Below are 18423 nucleotides of genomic sequence, written 5' to 3'. Positions count from 1 at the left end.
GTGGTTGAGCCGGGACCGAGCTTCGCGAGGACCCGTGTCGAAACCTGGTGGGCCGAGGATGTTCGTAGCCGGTGTCGGGGGTGGTTGGGTTGTCGAGGTCGGCTGGTGGAGGTTTCGACGCGTCTTGTCGCTGCGCTCCTCGTCGGCTCAATCATCAACTGGGCGTTGGTGGTTGAGCCACAACTGGGCCATCCTGTGGTGGTTGAGCCACAACCGGGACATCCTGTGGTGGTTGAGCCGGGACCGAGCTTCGCGAGGACCCGTGTCGAAACCTGGTGGGCCGAGGATGTTCGTAGCCGGTGTCGGGGGTGGTTGGGTTGTCGACGTCGGCTGGTGGAGGTTTCGACACGCCTCGTCGCTGCGCTCCTCGTCGGCTCAACCATCAACTGGGCGTTGGTGGTTGAGCCGGGACCGAGCTTCGCGAGGACCCGTGTCGAAACCTCTGTTGCCGGTGTCGGGGGTGGTCGGGTTGTCGACGTCGGCTGGTGGAGGTGTCGACACGCCTCGTCGCGAGGAACGGTTCTGGAAGGCCGCCCGCGGTCTCCACCCTCAGAGGAACGCGGAGATGCCGGTCTCGGCGCGGCCGATCAGCAGCTTCTGGATTTGGCTGGTGCCCTCGTACAGGGTCATCACGCGGGCGTCGCGCATGTACTTCTGTACCGGGTACTCGTCCACGTAGCCGTATCCGCCGAATGCCTGGATCGCGAGATTGGCTGCCTTGACGGCCTTCTCGGAGGCGAACAGCTTGGCTTTCGACGCCTCGGTGCCGAACGGCTCGCCCCGCTCGATCAGGTCGGCGGCACGCCAGGTGAGGAGACGGGCGCAGTCTGCGTCCACCGACACCTCGGCGATCATGTCCTGGATCATCTGGAACGATGCGATCGGACGTCCGAACTGGCGGCGCTCGGTCGTGTAGGACACCAGGGCGTCCAGGCAGCCCGCGATGATGCCGGTGCACCCCGCACCCACCGACACGCGTCCCTTGTCGAGAGAGTGCATGGCGATCGAGAAGCCCTGTCCCTCGTCACCGAGCATCGCATCGGCGGGCACCCGGACACCGTCGAAGTGGAGTTCGGCGGTCGCCTGGCCGCGCAGCCCCAGCTTGCCGTGGATCTCGGTGCGGCCGAAACCCGGGGAATCGGTGGGGACCAGGAAGGCCGAGATCCCCTTGGCGCCCGGGCCGCCGGTGCGGGCGAACACCACGCACACATCCGCCCAGGTGCCGTTGGTGATGAAGATCTTGGAGCCGCTGATCACCCAGTCCGATCCGTCGCGCACCGCCCGCGTGGTGAGGTTCGACGGGTCCGAACCGTTGTCGGGTTCGGTGAGGCCGAAACACCCGAGCAGGGTGCCGTTGGCGATACCCGGCAGCCACCGTTGTTTCTGTTCCTCCGTGCCGTGGGAGAGCACGACCTTGCCGAACAGACCCATCGACACCGACACGATGCCGCGGACGGAGGAGTCGGCGCGGCCGAGTTCCTCCATGCCGATGCAGTAGGTGACGTAGTCGCCGCCCAGGCCGCCGTACTCCTCGGGGATGGTCAGCCCGAAGAAGCCGAGTTCGCCGAGCTTGGGAATCACTGCGGTGTCGACGGATTCACGCCGATCCCACTCCACGCGGTGCGGTACGACCTCCTTGTCCAGGAAGTCGCGTGCCAGCGTGCGGAATGCCACCTGTTCCTCGGTGAGGGTGAGATCCATCAGATCGCCTTTCCGACACGCGCTCCGGTGTCGTCGTAGAGGTAGAACCCGCGGCCGGTCTTTCGGCCCAGGTCGCCGCGCTCGACCAGCGTGGACACGGTGGCCGACGGGGCATCGGCCGGATCGCCGGTCTCGGCGAAGCGGCCCATCTTGGTGTGATAGCCGATGTCGATGCCGGTGAGGTCCATCAGCTCGAACGGACCCATCGGATAGCCGAGCGCCGTGCGTGCGGCGGTGTCGATGGCCTCGATGCCGGCGTACCCGCCCTCGTAGAGGGCCAGCGCCTCGTCGCGCACCGCGTTCAGGAGGCGGTTGGCCACGAAACCGGGAATCTCCTTGTCGAGGACCACCGGCAGCTTGCCGATCTGTTCGACGAAGGCGACGGCGGTCGCGGTGGTCTCGTCGCTGGTCTGCGGTCCGCGCACCACCTCCACGCAGCGCATGACGAGCGCCGGGTTGAAGAAGTGCAGATTGACGAATCGGTCGGGGCGGCGGGTGGCCGTCGCCATCGCCGACGGCACGAAACTCGAGGAATTGCTGGCCAGGATGGTCCCGGGGCCGCACAGGGCGTCGACATCGGCGAAGAACTGCCGCTTGATCTCGAGCTTCTCGACGATCGCCTCGATCACGAGGTCGACGTCACCGGCGAGCGTTGTGGTGGTGGTGAGACGGGCGAGTGCGGCATCGACGTCGCCGGCGGTCCGCCGGCCCTTGGTGACCTGCGAGGCCATCCGACCGCGCAGGGCGGCGACAGAACTCTCGAGCATCGCCGGATCGAGGTCGTAGAGCGTGACGGCGTGACCGGCGAGTGCGGTGACCATGGCGATCTGGGACCCCATCGCACCGGCCCCGGCGACCAGGACCCGCATCGTCGGCCCGGTGCTCCCCGTCGTATCGGTGTTGCCGGTCGTATCGGTGTTGCCGGTCGTATCGGTGTTGCCGGTCGTATCGGTGTTGCCGGTCGTATCGGTGTTGCCGGTCGTATCGGTGTTGCCGGCCGTATCGATCGTCCCTGTCGTATCGATCGTCCCTGTTGTATCGACCTTCATCGTCCGGTCCATTCCGGGGTGCGCTTGGCCAGGAACGACTCGGCGCCCTCACGCTTGTCGTCGGTGGTGTAGAGCAGTGCCTGGGCGAGGCGCTCGACCACCTGGCCGGTGCGCTGATCGGCGTCCATCCCGGAGCGGATCACCAGCTTGGCGAGCCGGACCGCGAGAGGGCCCTTGCGCAAGATGGTGCGGGCGAGGTCGCGGGCATCGGACAGGAGGTCGTCGGTGGCGGCGATCTGGGTGATCAGACCGGTGGCCAGTGCCTCGTCGGCGGTGAGCATGCGACCGGTGAGGATGAGGTCGATGGCCCGCCCGACGCCGATCAGGCGTGCCATCCGCTGGGTGCCGCCGGCGCCCGGAAGTACCGACAGGGTGGTCTCGGGGAGGCCGAATCGGGCTGCGGTGGAAGCGATTCGGATGTCACAGGCCATCGCCAGCTCGCATCCGCCACCGAGGGCGTAGCCGTTGACCGCGGCGATGGTGGGCTTCTCGAAGGCCTCGACCTCGTCGTAGAGCCGCTGCATCGTCGACGCCAGGCCGGTGTGCAGGGAGTAGTTGCGGAGCTGACCGATGTCGGCGCCCGCGGCAAAGGCCTTCTCCCCGGAGCCGGTGAGGATCACCGCTCCGGCCGCGTCATCGGTACGGACGTCGTCGAGGACGGTGCGCAGGTCGGCCTGGACCTGCGCGTTGATGGCGTTGCGGACCTCTGGTCGATCGATGGTCACGACGGCGATGCCGTCGGTCACGTCGACCCGGAGGGTCTCGAGGGAGTGGGTTGTCGCGGTGATGGTCATCGCGCCTCCGAAGCGTGTGAAGGAATGTTCAACACCAGTGAACGTAGATTCAACAAGACGGGCTGTCAAGGTCCACGACGGGACGAAGCCGTCCCGAGGAGGGGAACTGGACGCGGCCGACGGTGCAACCCGGCCGACGGGGTGGCCCGGCCGGGCGGGCCCGCGGGAGGGGCGGGGCGGGGTCGGCGAGGTGGGATGGGTGAAGCGGGATGAACGAAGCGGTCGATCAGCGGGGCGGTGGGACGAACGGCGAGTTGATGGTCTGGAAGTACTGCCACGCGGCGACGATGAGGCTGCCGCCACCACCGAGAACGGTGCCGACGATGCTGCCGACGGTCGCGCCCAGGGCGAGTCCGGGGATACAGCCGACCCCGGCGAGGGCGAGTCCGGGGATACAACCCACGATCGCGCCGATCACGACGCCGAGCACGATGCCGACGATGGTCGAGACGGTCATCCCGGCCATCAGCTGTTGGTTGAACCGCGCCAGCGCCTGGTCGTCGCGTTCCTGTCTGGTCCGCGGCGGGCTGGACTGCTTCTTGGCGGCCCAGCGGACGGCATCGACCTGCGTCGGGTCCAGCGCCCGGGCTCGGGCGGGATTCCGTGACGGCGTCAGGGTGGCCGAATCACCCGATATCGACACAGCGATCGGGAACTCGCCGTATTCCAGGCGGTAGGTCAACGGGAGTCGGGCGACGGCCGTCCCGGAATCGTCGAGGAGGGACAGTGAATTCCCGGTCTGCCGGAATGCTCCGTGGGTGAGCTCGACGGTTACCTGCGCACCGGTTCTCGAGACCGTCCAACCGACCGGATCGGGTGGGGACCCGGCCTGTGCCCGCCCGGCGTCAGAAAGCGGGATCACAAGCGAGATTCCGACGAAAAGCATTGTGATGACCTGGATTCGGTGAACCACTCGGCGGGGTGCGACCGATGTCGCCGGGAACGGTGGGGTCATGGTCGTCCTGTTGCCGGGGTGTCGGTGATCGACCCCGGCCGGGTGTCGGGACCGCGGATGTTCGGCGCGATCGTGTTGTCGGCAACAGTGATGGGAACGCCTGTTCACGCCGATGGGCGATCGGTTCTTCATCCGGGTCAGGATTCTTCGCCGATATCGTCGGCGGTCGGCAGAGAATGCGGTGGATGAGGCGCGTGGTGAGTTCTGTTATTCGACTGTGACGCCCATGGCCGACTGGGTGAGGGTGGTGTACATCACGTGGAGGACCCCGAGCGGGATTCGGGTCGCCCGGTCCGTGCCGGGGAATCGTGACGGCATGACAAGCTGGACACGTGGCGAACGAGATCGAACATCACTATGGCGACGACATCGAAGCGGTCCTGATCAGTGAGGAACAGATCAGGGCCCGGACCGCCGAGCTGGCCGAGTCGGTGGCCGCCCGGTACCAGGACATCGACGAGGATCTGGTGCTGATCGGCGTCCTCAAGGGCGCGATCATGTTCATGACCGACTTCGCCCGTGCGCTGCCCATTCCTTCTCAGATGGAGTTCATGGCGGTGTCGAGCTACGGCTCGTCCACATCGTCGTCGGGGGTCGTGCGCATCCTCAAGGACCTCGACCGCGACATCGCCGGTCGTGACGTGCTGATCGTCGAGGACATCATCGACTCGGGACTGACCCTGTCATGGCTGCTGAAGAACCTCGCCACCCGCTCGCCGCGGTCGCTCGAGGTGTGCACCCTGCTGCGCAAGCCCGACGCCGTGCGGGCCTCGGTCGACGTCGCAGATGTCGGGTTCGACATACCCAACGACTTCGTCGTCGGGTACGGACTCGACTACGCCGAACGCTACCGCGATCTTCCGTTCATCGGCCGCCTCCGCCCCTCGGTGTACCAGTAGCGTCGGGGCTGGAAGGAACAGTTTTCCCTCCTCCTTCGTTGACCGGTAGCCTTTGTCAATAAGTCGATGGGAAGGACAATGGGAACGGCGGTGGCGCCGGCCCTGCACCTACACGCATGAACCGCAAGACAGTCTTCCGCAATCTCGCCATCGTGGCGGTCATCGTGCTGGCCTTCTGGGGCTGGAGCGTGTGGCGCGACGGCGATCGCGACTACACCGCCGTGGACACGTCGGTCGCGTTGACGCAGCTCAACGTCAAGAACACCAAGTCCATCCAGATCGACGACCGCGAGCAGCAACTGCGGATCGAGACCAACACGCCGGTCAAGGTGGGTGACAACAAAGAGGCCACCAAGATCAGCACCCGCTACCCGTCGGCGGCGAGTGAAGAGATCTTCAACGACGTCAAGGCCACCGGCGCGCCCTACCAGACCAACGTCAACGAACAGTCGGTGATCTGGCAGCTGTTGATCTTCATCCTGCCGATGCTGATCCTGTTCGGGTTGTTCTTCTTCGTGATGAGCCGAATGCAGGGCGGTGGCCGCGGCGGCGTGATGGGCTTCGGCAAGTCCCGGGCCAAACAGCTCAGCAAGGACATGCCCAAGACGACCTTCGCCGACGTCGCCGGTGCGGACGAGGCGGTCGAGGAACTCTACGAGATCAAGGACTTCCTGCAGAACCCCGCGCGGTATCAGGCGCTCGGCGCCAAGATCCCCAAGGGTGTGCTGCTCTACGGCCCGCCCGGCACCGGTAAGACGCTGCTCGCGCGTGCCGTCGCCGGCGAGGCCGGGGTGCCGTTCTTCACCATCTCCGGCTCGGACTTCGTCGAGATGTTCGTCGGTGTCGGTGCGTCCCGCGTGCGTGACCTGTTCGAGCAGGCCAAGAACAACAGCCCGTGCATCATCTTCGTCGACGAGATCGACGCCGTCGGTCGCCAGCGAGGCGCAGGCCTCGGCGGCGGACACGACGAGCGTGAGCAGACGCTGAACCAGTTGCTGGTCGAGATGGACGGCTTCGGCGACCGGTCGGGCATCATCCTGATCGCGGCCACCAACCGCCCCGACATCCTGGACCCGGCGCTGCTGCGTCCCGGTCGATTCGACCGCCAGATCCCGGTCGGCAATCCCGACATCGCCGGTCGTCGTGCGATCCTCAAGGTGCACGCCAAGGGCAAACCGATCGATCCCGACGCCGACCTCGACGGACTGGCCAAGCGCACCCCCGGCATGTCCGGTGCCGACCTGGCCAACGTGGTCAACGAGTCGGCCCTGCTGGCCGCGCGTGAGAACGCGTCGTCGATCACCGCACCGATGCTCGAGGAGGCCGTCGACCGTGTGATCGGCGGACCGCGCCGCAAGAGCCGGATCATCAGCGAGCACGAGAAGAAGGTCGTCGCCTACCACGAGGGCGGACACACCCTCGCCGCCTGGGCGATGCCGGATCTCGACCCCATCTACAAGGTCACCATCCTGGCGCGTGGGCGCACCGGTGGGCATGCGCTCGCCGTGCCCGAGCAGGACAAGGAACTGATGACGCGCTCGGAGATGATCGCGCGTCTGGTGATGGCGATGGGCGGACGTGCGGCCGAGGAGCTGGTCTTCCACGAACCGACGACCGGTGCGTCATCGGATATCGATCAGGCCACCAAGATCGCCCGCGCGATGGTCACCGAGTACGGCATGAGTGCCCGCCTCGGTGCGGTTCGCTACGGGCAGGAACAGGGTGATCCCTTCCTGGGTCGCTCGATGGGCACCCAGAGTGACTACTCGGCCGGGGTCGCCGGCGAGATCGACGAGGAGGTGCGCCGCCTCATCGAGGCCGCGCACACCGAGGCGTGGGCGATCCTGTCGGAGTACCGCGACACCCTCGACGTGCTCGCCAGCCAGCTCCTCGAGAAGGAGACGCTGACCCGCAAGGATCTGGAGAAGATCTTCACCCAGGTCGAGAAGCGACCGCGGATCACCGCGTTCAACGACTTCGGGGATCGCACCCCGAGCGACAAGCCGCCGGTGAAGACCCCGGGTGAGCTGGCGATGGAGCGTGGCGAGCCGTGGCCGCCGCCGACTCCGGAGAAGGTCGCCGAGCCGATCGGCGCGGGCACCGCGGCCGTACCGGCGCCCTACCCGGGCGCCCCAGCCCCCGGTGCGCCGGTCTATCCGCCGCAGGCCGCGCCGGGCGGGTATCCGGCCCAGCCCCAGCCGTATCCCGCGCAGCCGACCCCGGGCGCCCCCGGCCAGCCGGGGACGTGGCCCGACTACGGTGCCCCGCGTGACTGGTCGGCGCCGGGCTGGCCGCCCCGCGGGCAGGAACCGGGCGGACCCCAGCACGGGACTCCCCAGCAACCGACTCCTCAGAACGGGACTCCCCAGCACGGAACGAACGGTCACGGGGGTGGCGAGTACGGCCATCCCGGTCAGGGCCCCGGCGGTTACGGGCCGAACGGCAACGGCGCGAACGGTAACGGCGCCTGAAGGGTCGATCGATGACGATCAGCAGTAACGGTCACGAGGTTCGGGTGGATTCCTCGTCGACGTCGAAGGGTGCCGCAGCCGCAGGGGAGCGGCACGCCTTCGATCAACAGCGTGCCGAGGCGGCCGTGCGAGAGCTGCTCCTCGCGGTCGGGGAGGACCCCGACCGCGAAGGTCTGGTGCGTACCCCGACCCGCGTCGCCAACGCCTATCGCGAGATGTTCGCCGGTCTCTACACCGACCCGGACGAGGTGCTCGCGACCACGTTCGACGAGGATCACGACGAGTTGGTCCTGGTCAAGGACATCCCGATGTACTCCACCTGCGAGCACCACCTCGTCTCCTTCCACGGAGTGGCCCATGTGGGATACATCCCCGGGGTGAGCGGGCAGGTCACCGGCCTGTCGAAGCTGGCGCGCCTGGTGGATCTGTACGCCAAGCGACCGCAGGTGCAGGAGCGCCTGACCAGTCAGATCGCCGACGCACTGGTGCGCCGACTCGATCCGCGCGGGGTGATCGTGGTGATCGAGGCCGAGCACCTGTGTATGGCGATGCGCGGTATCCGTAAGCCCGGCGCCAGCACCACCACGTCGGCGGTGCGCGGACTGTTCAAGACCAGCGCGGTCTCCCGCGGCGAGGCACTGGACCTCATCACCCGGTGAACCGACTACCCAGCGCGGACCGCACCCTGGTGATGGGTGTGGTCAACGTGACCGCCGATTCGTTCTCCGACGGGGGGCGCTTCCTCGACACGGGCGCCGCCATCGCGCACGGGATCGAACTGCTCGCCGACGGGGCCGACCTGATCGATGTGGGTGGCGAGTCGACCCGGCCCGGTGCGATCCGCGTCGACCCGTCGATCGAGGCCCAGCGGGTGACTCCGGTGATCTCGGCGCTGGTCGATGCCGGTGCGGTGATCTCGGTGGACACCATGCGCGCGTCGGTGGCGGCCGCCGCGATCGAGGCCGGGGCCACGATCGTCAACGACGTCTCGGGCGGGCGCGCCGATCCCGACATGGCGAAGGTGATGGCCGACGCCGGGCTGCCATGGGTGCTGATGCACTGGCGGCCCGCGCAGACCGACGCCGACGCCGGTCGACGTTTCACCCACCGGGTCGACGATCGCGGCGGCTATCACGACGTGGTGGCCGAGGTGACCCGGGAGTTGCTGGGGCAGGTCGACGCCGCGGTCAGCGCGGGCGTCGCCCCGGAGAACATCGTCCTCGATCCGGGCCTGGGGTTCGCCAAGACCGCCGACCACAACTGGGCACTGCTGCATGCGCTGCCGACCTTCGTCGGGCTGGGTTTCCCGGTGCTCATCGGGGCGTCACGCAAGCGTTTCCTCGGATCGTTGCTCGCCGTCGACGGGACCGCCCGCCCGCCCGCCGGGCGTGAGGCCGCCACCGCGGCGATCAGCACGTTGTCGGCGGCCGGTGGCGCCTGGGGTGTGCGGGTCCACGACGTCGCGTCGAGTCGTGACGCGGTGCGGGTGGCACAGGCCTGGCGCGATGGCGGGCGGAGCCGTGGGGCGGTACGGCGTGCGGGTGCCCCGGACAGGACAGTCGTGTCGAGACAGGCGGAGGTGGGTCGGTGACCGATCGGATCGAGTTGCGGGGACTGCGGGTTCGCGGTAACCACGGCGTCTTCGACCACGAACGGGCCGACGGCCAGGTCTTCATCGTCGACATCACGCTGTGGCTGGACCTGCGGACCGCAGCGGCCTCCGACGACCTCTCCGACACCGTCGACTACGGGGCGCTGGCACAACAGGCGCACGACATCGTCGCCGGAACGCCGCGCAACCTGATCGAGACGGTGGGTGCCGAGGTCGCCGACACGGTGATGGCCGACGAGCGGATCACCGCCTGCGAGGTGGTGGTCCACAAACCGTCGGCGCCGATCCCGCTGGCCTTCGACGACGTCGCGGTGGTGACCCGCCGCTCCCGGAAGACCCCACGATGAGTCGCGCGGTGCTCTCTGCGGGGGCCAACGTGGGCGATGCGCGCGGAGCGCTGCGCTCGGTGGTGGATGGATTCGCCGACGAGCTCGTCGACGTCTCGCAGGTCTTTGCCACCGCTCCGTGGGGTGGCGTCGAGCAGGACGACTTCCTCAACATCACCCTCATCGTCGAGGGGAGCCGCACTCCGCGGGAGTGGTTGCGGCGTGGCGCCGAACTCGAACAGGCGGCACATCGCACGCGGGATGTGCGATGGGGGCCGCGGACCCTCGACGTCGACGTGATCACCGTCGACGACGCCGGCCCGGTGCGCAGCGACGATCCGGTGCTGATCCTCCCGCATCCGCGCGCGGCGCAACGTGCATTCGTCCTGGTCCCGTGGCTGGAGATCGATCCCGACGCGATGCTGTGGACCCCGTCCGGGCCGCAGCGCGTGGACGATCTGATCGCGGCACTGCCGTCCGCCGACCGCGAGGGTGTGCGTCCGGCCGGTCGGCTCGACGCGCCGACCGACATCCCGTCCGGGGCCGTGTGATGAGCACTCCGCGTCGCAACCCGCAGGACGGCGACGAACAGCACGGGCTGGGGCCGACGAAGCCGTTCGACCTGGCCGTCATCGTGGTGATCGTCGGGATCACCGCGTGGATTCTGGTGCGCTACAACTACTCGAGTCTGCCGCCGCTGCCGACCCTGGCCGGGATCGTGCTCTACATCCTGGCCGTCATCGAGGCGGTCACCGGGTTCGTCGTCCGCGCCCGGGTGGAGGGACGCCAGGTCGGCCGCGCTCGCGGCCAGTTGCATCCCCTCACCGCAGCCCGGGTCGTCGCCCTGGCGAAGGCGTCGTCGATCCTCGGTGCGATCGCCACCGGCCTGTGGGCCGGGCTGCTGGTCTTCCTGCTGACCCGGCACGGGGTGACCGCCGCCGAGCACGACACCCCGGCCGCCGTCATCGGTCTGATCGGTGGCGTGGTCTTGACGGCGGCCGCGCTGTGGCTGGAATTCTGCTGCCGGACCCCCGACGATCCGACCGAGAACTCGGTCGACGGGGCCTCGAACGGTCATCCCGGACCGGCCTGAGTGGACTGACCGAGCGGTAACCCCCACCCGGGTGATCGAGGCCACCGACGAATCGTGACTCTCCGCCGGGCTTGTGCGGCATCGGTGAGGCCACCGGGTAAGTTGGGTCGATATGACGACCTCATCCGGCCGTTCCTCGGACGCCCGCCGCTCCGGCCGCCCGGTCGGTCAATGGCTGCTCGGGCTGTTGATCGTCCTGGCGCTCGCGGCCAGTGTGCTCATGATCTTCACCGACTCGCTGTCGGTGGCCGGCTCGCTCGCCGTCATCGCGGCGTTGTGGGCTGCGGTGATCGGCGCGATCCTGGTGACCCGGTTCCGCAAGCAGGCGGAGTCCGCGGAGGCCAAGAGTCGCGACCTGCGTCTGGTGTACGAACTGCAACTCGAACGTGAGATCGCGGCCCGCCGACAGTACGAACTCGATGTGGAGGCCACCATCCGCAAGGAGGTGGCCGCCGAGTCCGGTGCCGAACTCATCGCCCTCAAGGAACAGGTGATCTCGCTGCGGTCGAGTCTGGAACGACTCCTCGGCGAGGCGCTGCCCGACGATCAGGTGGCCCTGCCGAACGAGAAGCTCCGTGAACTCGCGTCGGGTATCGGCGGCAGTGGTCTGGAACCGGAACGCTTCGGGACGCCCGAGGGATTCGGTGTGCACGACGACGACCTGCTGGCCGCGCGGGATTTCGCGGCGACCGCCCCGACCGCCGACGACGGCCGGCACTTGCAGGGTCACGTCGACCCTAACGAGATGACCGAGGTGATCCCGGTGGTCACCGACGACCCGCTGTCCGGACGGATCGCCACCGAGGTCGCGCTGTCGGGCGAGGAACCGTCGTACCCGTCGTATGCGCCCTATGTCTCGGCCGATGACACCGAGGACGCGACCGTCGTCGAGGAGCAGCGGACCGACACCGGGTCTGCCGACCTGCCCGTCGTGGACGCGACCGCCGACGACACCCCCACCGACGAATGGCCGCCGTCGCAGCCGTTCCCGGTGATCCACGGTCGGCACGAGGGCGCAGCCGACGCCGAGGCACCCGAGGTGCCGCAGGAGGAGTCCGGTACCACCGACGCCGGCGGTCGCCGACGCCGCCGTGATGCGGATGCGCCGGGCGTGATCGTCACCGAGGCATCGGCAGAGACCCCGGAGGACGACCCCGACGCCGCCCATTCGAACGGGCTGCCCGTCGCCGAACTGCTCAAGCAGTTGCGGGAGGCCGACCGCACCGGTGGGCGTCGTCGCCGGCGCGACTGACCCGCCACACACCGTCGCAGGGAACTCCCGTGGACGTCCGGACCGGATGACCGCGGGAGTTCTCCCGTCTGCCGGTGATGCCTGTCACACGATTGGCTCCGGCTGCTCCCGAACGCCTAACCTTGGCCTGCAACGTCTGGTACCTGCGCCGTCGGCGTCCCGCGGAACCGCTCCGGGACTTCTCGGCAGCCCCACAGGACTGGAACGACCCGGAGGACAGCGGTGACCTCATCGAATGACGACGCCCACGTGGCGCGTGCCGTTGTATCCGCATCAGGGTCCGGCCGATCGGCCGCCATCCCCGGTATCACCAATCTGCCCACCCCCGCCCGCCTGACCGTCGGGATCGTGTCCGCCGGACGGGTCGGCACCGCACTCGGCGAGGCTCTCGAGCGCGTCGGTCACGTTGTCGGGGCCGTCGTCGCCCGGTCGCCGCAGTCGCGCCGTCGTGCCGCCACGCGACTTCCCGAATCGGTCGTCCTCGGCCTTGCCGACGTCGTCGCCCGTGCCGAACTGCTGGTCATCGCCGTCCCCGACAGCGAGCTCGTCGACGTGGTCGCACGGATCGCCGACTCCGGCGCACTGCGACCCCGCACGCTGGTGGTGCACACCGCCGGCGCCCACGGCGTCGGCGTGCTGGCCCCGCTCACCGCGCTCGGTGCGCTGCCCCTCGCCATCCACCCGGCGATGACCTTCGTCGGTAGCGCCGACGACGTCGCACGCCTGGCCCAGGCGTGTTTCGGGATCACCGCCGCCGACGAGGTGGGGGAGGCCATCGCCTCGGCTCTCGTCCTCGAGATGGGTGGCGAGCCGGTCCGCATCGCCGAGGCCGACCGCACGCTCTATCACGCGGCGCTGGCCCACGGCGCCAATCACCTGATCGCCCTGGTCACCGATGCGGTGTCCGCGCTCGAGGCGGCGATCGGCGGCACGGAGGGCAATGCCCGGGCCGCGACCGTGGACGGCGATCCGGTCCGCCTGGCCGAGCGTATTCTGGGGCCGCTGGTGACCGCTTCCCTGCGAAACGTTCTCGATCTGGGCCGGGACGCCCTGACCGGCCCGGTGGCCCGCGGTGATGCCGCTGCGGTCGCCGCTCATCTCGATGCGCTGCGCGCCCTGCCCGGCGGCACCGCCCCCGATTCACTCGCCGAGGCCTATCGCACCATGGCCCGGCGCGCGGCCCACCAGTCCAATGCGCCGCACACCGTTTTCGACGTTCTGGAGTCCCGATGACCGGCCATGTGATCGCCACGGAGGACAACCTCTTCACCCCGGGTACGGTGACTGTGCACCGCGATCCGGCGACCCTGCACCGGGTGAGCACCGCACTGCGCCGCACCGGCAAGCGGGTGGTGCTGGTGCCGACCATGGGCGCCCTCCACGCGGGCCATCTGCAGCTGGTGCGCGCCGCCAAGGCCAAGGGTGACGCGGTGGTGATCGTGTCGATCTTCGTCAACCCGCTGCAGTTCGGTGCCGGTGAGGACCTCGACGCCTACCCGCGGACCCTCGACGCCGACATCGCGCTGCTCGCCCCGCTGGGCGTGGAGCTGGTGTTCGCGCCCACCGAGTCCCACATGTACCCGGACGGCCCGCGCACCGTCATCCATCCCGGTCCGGCCGGCGAGATCCTCGACGGTGCCTCGCGCCCAGGACATTTCGCCGGGATGCTCACCGTCGTCAACAAACTGCTCGCCATCGCGGCACCGCATGCGGCGTACTTCGGGGAGAAGGACTATCAGCAGCTGGTGCTGATCGGTCAGATGGTGGCCGACCTCAACATGGACGTCGAGATCGTCGGTGTACCGACCGTCCGGGAGGCCGACGGTCTCGCGATGAGTTCGCGCAACCGCTATCTCGACCCCGAACAGCGTGCCCTGGCCACCACCCTGTCGGCGGCCCTGACCGCCGGTGCCTACGCCGCCCCGGGCGGCGCCGACGCCATCCTCGCCACCGCCCATGCCGTCCTGGCGGCAGCCCCCGAGATCGAGTTGGACTATCTCGCGCTGCGGGGGCGTTCACTGGAGGAGCCTCCGGAGAAGGGATATGGCCGCCTGTTGGTGGCCGCCCGACTCGGCTCCGCCCGCCTGATCGACAACGTCGGGGTGGCCATCGGCCTCAGCCTCGAAGAACGCGACGCCGGAACCTGACGGCGGAATCTGACGTCGGAACCCGCCCGCCCCACGATCTCTGCAGCCCACAGATGATCCATTCCCACCACCCGAAACCGAGGGGAACACAATGTTTCGCACCATGATGACCTCGAAGATCCATCGTGCCACCGTCACCCAGGCCGACCTGCACTACGTCGGGTCGGTCACGATCGACGCCGATCTGCTCGACGCCGCGAACCTCCTCGAGGGTGAGCAGGTCAGCATCGTCGACATCACCAACGGCGCCCGCCTCGAGACGTACGCCATCGCCGGCGAGCGTGGCAGCGGCGTGATCGGGATCAACGGGGCTGCAGCACATCTCGTGCACCCCGGCGATCTCGTGATCCTCATCGCCTACGGTGTCCTGAACGAGGAGGAAGTGCGCAACTACTCCCCGAACGTGGTGTTCGTCGACGCCGACAACCGGGTCCTCGAGTCCGGTGCCGACCCGGCCCACGCCCCGGAGGGCTCGGGTCTGCTCGATCCGCGTCACAACGACACCCTCACCGGCGCAACGGTCTGACATCGGGTAGAGCCCACCCGACTGGCATCATTGCGCCATGCTCCTCACCGTCGACGTCGGCAACACCAACATCCACCTCGGTGTGTTCGCGGGCACCGGCGACCACGCGACCCTGGTGCGGGACTGGCGTATCCACACCGACCCGAACCTGACGGCCGACGAACTCGCGTTGCTGTTCCGCGGGCTCCTCGGAACCGACATCGAGCAGGTGACGGGGGTCGCCGCCCTCTCCACGGTGCCGTCGCTGCTGCGGGAACTGCGCGTCATGGTGCCGCGCTACTTCGGTTCCGGTCCGCACGTCCTGCTCGAACCGGGCGTGCGGACCGGGGTGCCGCTGCTGGTGGACAACCCGAAGGAGGTCGGCACCGACCGGGTCGCGAACAGCCTTGCCGCCCACCATGTCTACGGTGGTCCGGCGATCGTGGTGGCATTCGGGACGGCCACCGTCGTCGACGCCGTCTCGGTGAAGGGTGAGTTCCTCGGCGGTGCGATCGCACCGGGTGTGAACCTCGCCGTCGAGGCGCTGAGCGAACACACCGTCACCGTCCGGCGCGTTGAGCTGATGCCTCCACGCAGTGTGCTCGGCAAGAACACCGTGGAGGCCTTGCAGTCGGGCATCCTGTTCGGATTTGCCGGACAGGTCGACGGACTCGTCGAGCGGGTCAGGGACACGGTGCCCGGATTTGACGGCGACGATGTGGCGGTGGTCGCCACCGGTTTCCTTGCCCCGCTGATGTTCGACGAATGTCGTTCTCTCACCGCTCATCACACGTATCTGACCCTCGAGGGTCTGCGGTTGGTGCACGAGCGTTCCAAGCAGCAGGGTCGGGGACGCGGCCGCTAGCGATCGGCGGCTGCCCGACGCAGGGGTGGCCGAGAGCGCCGAGATGTGGCAGACTGTCTGCCGTGATCAAGAGCTGTCAGGAGTGTTGTCAGGGCTGAGCCCGCGTCTGTCGCGGCGGCCCTTTGTCGACCCTCCCGCTCATTTCGATCACCTACGAGGTTTCCTCCATGACCGCATCGGTCCAGGTTCTCGCACCCGTCTCCACCCCCATCCAGGCTCCTGTCTCGGCTCCCGCGCCCGGCGCCCCGCTGTCGATCCAGGTGACCGACTATCGTGCCGCGGTTGCCGCGGGCGCCACCGCGGTGGATCTGCGGGCCCACCACAAGCGTCAGACCGACGGTGCGCTGTTCGGTGCGCTCGCCGTCGACGCCGCCGAAGCCCTCGATCTGCTCGATCCTGCCTCGCCGACCTCACTGCGTACGGCCACCGCCGATGCCCGCTGGGTCCTGATCTCCGACGACGGTCACGAGGCCGAATGGCTTGCCTGGCACCTGCAGGCCATCGGGGTCACCAGCGCGGTGTTCGTCGTCGGCGGTTACCAGCGACTGCGTCGCGCCGGCATCAACGGCCGCATCGACGACGCCGAGCTCGCCGTCTACTCGGCGCACTGACGCGCGTCCCGGCGACATCCGTGGAAGCCAGGTGACCGTGACCGGTGCGGCACCGCAGGTTGTCGATCCGGGGTGCAACTTGGAGTACACCGCGGACAGCGAATACTCTCACGTGAGTGAGTGACGCCCAGACTTCCCAGGCACCCGTGACCGCTGCACCGTCGTCGGACGACGACCAGACCCCCGAGCAGCTGCGGATTCGCCAGGAGAAGCGGGAACGCATCCTCACCGAGGGCCGGGAGGCCTATCCCGTCTCCATTCCCCGTACCCACAGCCTCGCCGAGATCCGCGCACAGTACCCCGACCTCGAGGCCGGCACCGAGACCGGTGACCAGGTCGGCGTCGCCGGTCGCATCATCTTCCTCCGCAACAAGGGCAAGTTGTGTTTCGCCACCCTTCAGGAGGGTGACGGCACCCAGCTGCAGGCGATGATCAGCTTCAACGGGGTGGGCGAGGAGTCGCTGGCCCGCTGGAAGTCCGACGTCGACCTCGGCGACATCGTCTACGTGCACGGCCAGGTGATCAGCTCCCGCACCGGTGAGCTGTCGGTGATGGCCGACACCTGGGAAATGGCGTCCAAGGCGCTGCGACCGCTTCCGGTGGCCCATAAGGAGATGAACGAGGAGACGCGCGTCCGCCAGCGCTATGTCGACCTCATCATGCGGCCCGAGGCCCGCAGTATCGCCCGCACCCGCATCGCGGTGATGGCCGAACTGCGCAAGGCGCTCGGTGAACGCGACTTCCTCGAGGTCGAGACCCCGATGCTGCAGACCCTGCACGGCGGCGCCGCGGCACGTCCGTTCAGCACCCACTCCAATGCCTTCGACATCGACCTGTTCCTGCGGATCGCACCGGAACTGTTTCTCAAGCGCTGCGTCGTCGGTGGTATCGAGAAGGTCTTCGAGATCAACCGCAACTTCCGCAACGAGGGTGCCGACTCCACCCACTCGCCCGAGTTCGCGATGCTGGAGACCTACCAGGCCTACGGCACCTACGACGACTCCGCGGTGATGATCCGTGAACTCGTGCAACAGGTTTCGCAGAGCGCCATCGGCACCCTGACCCCCACCATGCCCGACGGTTCGCTGTACGACCTGTCCGGCGAGTGGACCTCCCTGGAGATGTACCCGTCGCTGTCGGAGGCGCTCGGCGAGGAGATCGTCCCGGCCGGCAATGCGGACGAGACGACGGTCGCAGAGCTCCTGGCGATCGCTGCCCGCGTCGGCCTGGAGATCCCCAAGGACAAGGGCTACGGCCACGGCAAGCTCGTCGAGGAGCTGTGGGAGCACATGGTCGGCCAGACGCTGGCCCAGCCGGTGTTCGTGCGGGACTTCCCCGTCGAGACCTCGCCACTGGTGCGCGCGCACCGCACCGTGACCGGCGTGGTGGAGAAGTGGGACCTCTACGTCCGCGGCTTCGAGCTGGCCACCGGCTACTCCGAGTTGGTCGACCCGGTCATCCAGCGTGAGCGCTTCGTCGACCAGGCCCGCCTGGCCGCCGCGGGCGACGACGAGGCGATGGTTCTCGACGAGGAGTTCCTCACCGCGATGGAGTACGGCATGCCGCCGACCACCGGAACCGGTATGGGCATCGACCGCCTGCTGATGGCCCTGACCGGCCTCGGCATCCGCGAGACCATCCTGTTCCCGCTGGTCAAGCCGATGCCGCGAGGCTAGATCTCCCCGGGTCGAGTGTTGGACCTCCTCGTCGGCTCGATCGGCAATATCGGCACCCTGCACGGTGGTTGAGCAGGTCGTCGTCGCGCTGGCGAGGCCGGCCGTCTGTCGAAACCTCTGTGAGTTGCTGCTGGAACGCACCCACTTCTGAGGTGGTCACCACTCGAGGTTGGCCGGCGGAGATTTCGACACGTCTCGTCGCTGCGCTCCTTGTCGGCTCAACCACCGTTCTTTGGTGGTCGAGCCGGGACCGAGCCCGGAGGGCGAGGACCCGTGTCGAGGCCTGGTGACTCGATGATGTCGGCTACCACTTCGGAGGTGCTCGCCACTGGAGGTTGGCCGGCGGAGGCTTCGACACGTCTCGTCGCTGGGCTCCTTGTCGGCTCAACCACCGTTCTTTGGTGGTCGAGCCGGGACCGAGCCCGGAGGGCGAGGACCCGTGTCGAGGCCTGGTGACTCGATGATGT

18 protein-coding genes are annotated in these 18423 nt (G+C 68.3%); 14 read left to right on the top strand and 4 right to left on the bottom strand.

Translation table 11 applies throughout. The annotated features are described in order from the left end of the window. Positions 1-549: 549 nt before the first annotated feature. The 4 genes from ACWDUA_RS22960 to ACWDUA_RS22945 form a co-directional block, all read right to left on the bottom strand. Positions 550-1701, bottom strand: coding sequence for an acyl-CoA dehydrogenase family protein (locus ACWDUA_RS22960; RefSeq protein WP_449753328.1), 1152 nt, complete (start codon positions 1699-1701; stop codon positions 550-552). After that, complete coding sequence (locus ACWDUA_RS22955) at positions 1701-2750, bottom strand: 3-hydroxyacyl-CoA dehydrogenase family protein (protein ID WP_449753327.1); 1050 nt, start codon at positions 2748-2750, stop codon at positions 1701-1703. Before ACWDUA_RS22955 ends, ACWDUA_RS22960 begins: the two co-directional genes overlap by 1 nt. Continuing rightward, on the bottom strand, positions 2747-3544 hold the full coding sequence (locus ACWDUA_RS22950) for an enoyl-CoA hydratase/isomerase family protein (protein ID WP_449753326.1): 798 nt from the start codon (positions 3542-3544) through the stop codon (positions 2747-2749). Before ACWDUA_RS22950 ends, ACWDUA_RS22955 begins: the two co-directional genes overlap by 4 nt. 226 nt (positions 3545-3770) lie before the next feature. Next, positions 3771-4430, bottom strand: coding sequence for a glycine zipper family protein (locus ACWDUA_RS22945; RefSeq protein ID WP_449753325.1), 660 nt, complete (start codon positions 4428-4430; stop codon positions 3771-3773). Between the two features lie 401 nt (positions 4431-4831). Between ACWDUA_RS22945 and hpt the strand changes: the two genes are divergently transcribed. From hpt to lysS, 14 genes are all read left to right on the top strand, one after another. Next, positions 4832-5398 carry a hypoxanthine phosphoribosyltransferase gene (gene hpt / locus ACWDUA_RS22940; RefSeq protein WP_449753324.1) on the top strand — a complete coding sequence of 189 codons (567 nt, stop codon included), beginning with the start codon at positions 4832-4834 and terminating at the stop codon, positions 5396-5398. A gap of 116 nt (positions 5399-5514) precedes the next feature. After that, positions 5515-7869: an ATP-dependent zinc metalloprotease FtsH gene (gene ftsH / locus ACWDUA_RS22935; RefSeq protein ID WP_449753323.1), complete on the top strand. Its 2355-nt coding sequence runs from the start codon at positions 5515-5517 to the stop codon at positions 7867-7869. Positions 7870-7880: 11 nt separating this feature from the next. Beyond that, complete coding sequence (folE, locus tag ACWDUA_RS22930; RefSeq protein WP_449753322.1) at positions 7881-8528, top strand: GTP cyclohydrolase I FolE; 648 nt, start codon at positions 7881-7883, stop codon at positions 8526-8528. 32 nt (positions 8529-8560) lie between these two features. Further along, positions 8561-9460, top strand: a complete 900-nt coding sequence (gene folP / locus ACWDUA_RS22925) for a dihydropteroate synthase (protein WP_449753342.1) — start codon at positions 8561-8563, stop codon at positions 9458-9460. After that, a complete protein-coding gene (gene folB / locus ACWDUA_RS22920) occupies positions 9457-9828 on the top strand; it encodes a dihydroneopterin aldolase (RefSeq protein WP_449753321.1) in 372 nt (123 codons plus the stop codon). Before folP ends, folB begins: the two co-directional genes overlap by 4 nt. Then, positions 9825-10358 carry a 2-amino-4-hydroxy-6-hydroxymethyldihydropteridine diphosphokinase gene (folK, locus tag ACWDUA_RS22915; RefSeq protein ID WP_449753320.1) on the top strand — a complete coding sequence of 178 codons (534 nt, stop codon included), beginning with the start codon at positions 9825-9827 and terminating at the stop codon, positions 10356-10358. The genes folB and folK overlap by 4 nt, the downstream gene beginning before the upstream one ends. Continuing rightward, positions 10358-10900, top strand: a complete 543-nt coding sequence (locus ACWDUA_RS22910) for a DUF3180 domain-containing protein (RefSeq protein ID WP_449753319.1) — start codon at positions 10358-10360, stop codon at positions 10898-10900. Before folK ends, ACWDUA_RS22910 begins: the two co-directional genes overlap by 1 nt. A gap of 112 nt (positions 10901-11012) precedes the next feature. Then, positions 11013-12152, top strand: a complete 1140-nt coding sequence (locus ACWDUA_RS22905) for a DUF6779 domain-containing protein (protein ID WP_449753318.1) — start codon at positions 11013-11015, stop codon at positions 12150-12152. Positions 12153-12374: 222 nt separating this feature from the next. Beyond that, positions 12375-13385 (top strand): Rossmann-like and DUF2520 domain-containing protein, encoded by a 1011-nt coding sequence (locus ACWDUA_RS22900; protein ID WP_449753317.1) that lies wholly within the window; start codon positions 12375-12377, stop codon positions 13383-13385. Then, positions 13382-14299, top strand: coding sequence for a pantoate--beta-alanine ligase (panC, locus tag ACWDUA_RS22895; RefSeq protein ID WP_449753316.1), 918 nt, complete (start codon positions 13382-13384; stop codon positions 14297-14299). Before ACWDUA_RS22900 ends, panC begins: the two co-directional genes overlap by 4 nt. Positions 14300-14390: 91 nt before the next feature. Then, positions 14391-14825, top strand: a complete 435-nt coding sequence (gene panD / locus ACWDUA_RS22890) for an aspartate 1-decarboxylase (RefSeq protein WP_449753315.1) — start codon at positions 14391-14393, stop codon at positions 14823-14825. A 37-nt stretch (positions 14826-14862) separates the two neighbouring features. Further along, positions 14863-15669 carry a type III pantothenate kinase gene (locus ACWDUA_RS22885; RefSeq protein ID WP_449753314.1) on the top strand — a complete coding sequence of 269 codons (807 nt, stop codon included), beginning with the start codon at positions 14863-14865 and terminating at the stop codon, positions 15667-15669. A gap of 167 nt (positions 15670-15836) precedes the next feature. Beyond that, positions 15837-16280 carry a rhodanese-like domain-containing protein gene (locus ACWDUA_RS22880; RefSeq protein ID WP_449753313.1) on the top strand — a complete coding sequence of 148 codons (444 nt, stop codon included), beginning with the start codon at positions 15837-15839 and terminating at the stop codon, positions 16278-16280. 116 nt (positions 16281-16396) lie between these two features. Continuing rightward, positions 16397-17956: a lysine--tRNA ligase gene (gene lysS, locus ACWDUA_RS22875; RefSeq protein WP_449753312.1), complete on the top strand. Its 1560-nt coding sequence runs from the start codon at positions 16397-16399 to the stop codon at positions 17954-17956. Positions 17957-18423: the final 467 nt, after the last annotated feature.

This window comes from Gordonia sp. NPDC003376, from assembly GCF_053589235.1.
The sequence above is the reverse complement of the archived record's forward strand: the minus strand, read 5'-3'. Positions and strand labels throughout refer to the sequence as shown.

Bases quoted from the DNA above. Each gene is read 5' to 3' on its own strand.
- ACWDUA_RS22885 (WP_449753314.1), top strand. From the start codon at position 14,863: ATGCTCCTCACCGTCGACGTCGGCAACACCAACATCCACCTCGGTGTG.
- folK (WP_449753320.1), top strand. From the start codon at position 9,825: ATGAGTCGCGCGGTGCTCTCTGCGGGGGCCAACGTGGGCGATGCGCGC.
- ACWDUA_RS22880 (WP_449753313.1), top strand. From the start codon at position 15,837: ATGACCGCATCGGTCCAGGTTCTCGCACCCGTCTCCACCCCCATCCAG.
- ftsH (WP_449753323.1), top strand. From the start codon at position 5,515: ATGAACCGCAAGACAGTCTTCCGCAATCTCGCCATCGTGGCGGTCATC.
- ACWDUA_RS22950 (WP_449753326.1), bottom strand. From the start codon at position 3,544: ATGACCATCACCGCGACAACCCACTCCCTCGAGACCCTCCGGGTCGAC.
- panC (WP_449753316.1), top strand. From the start codon at position 13,382: ATGACCGGCCATGTGATCGCCACGGAGGACAACCTCTTCACCCCGGGT.
- ACWDUA_RS22955 (WP_449753327.1), bottom strand. From the start codon at position 2,750: ATGAAGGTCGATACAACAGGGACGATCGATACGACAGGGACGATCGAT.
- folP (WP_449753342.1), top strand. From the start codon at position 8,561: ATGGGTGTGGTCAACGTGACCGCCGATTCGTTCTCCGACGGGGGGCGC.
- ACWDUA_RS22960 (WP_449753328.1), bottom strand. From the start codon at position 1,701: ATGGATCTCACCCTCACCGAGGAACAGGTGGCATTCCGCACGCTGGCA.
- folE (WP_449753322.1), top strand. From the start codon at position 7,881: ATGACGATCAGCAGTAACGGTCACGAGGTTCGGGTGGATTCCTCGTCG.
- ACWDUA_RS22945 (WP_449753325.1), bottom strand. From the start codon at position 4,430: ATGCTTTTCGTCGGAATCTCGCTTGTGATCCCGCTTTCTGACGCCGGG.
- ACWDUA_RS22910 (WP_449753319.1), top strand. From the start codon at position 10,358: ATGAGCACTCCGCGTCGCAACCCGCAGGACGGCGACGAACAGCACGGG.
- ACWDUA_RS22905 (WP_449753318.1), top strand. From the start codon at position 11,013: ATGACGACCTCATCCGGCCGTTCCTCGGACGCCCGCCGCTCCGGCCGC.
- panD (WP_449753315.1), top strand. From the start codon at position 14,391: ATGTTTCGCACCATGATGACCTCGAAGATCCATCGTGCCACCGTCACC.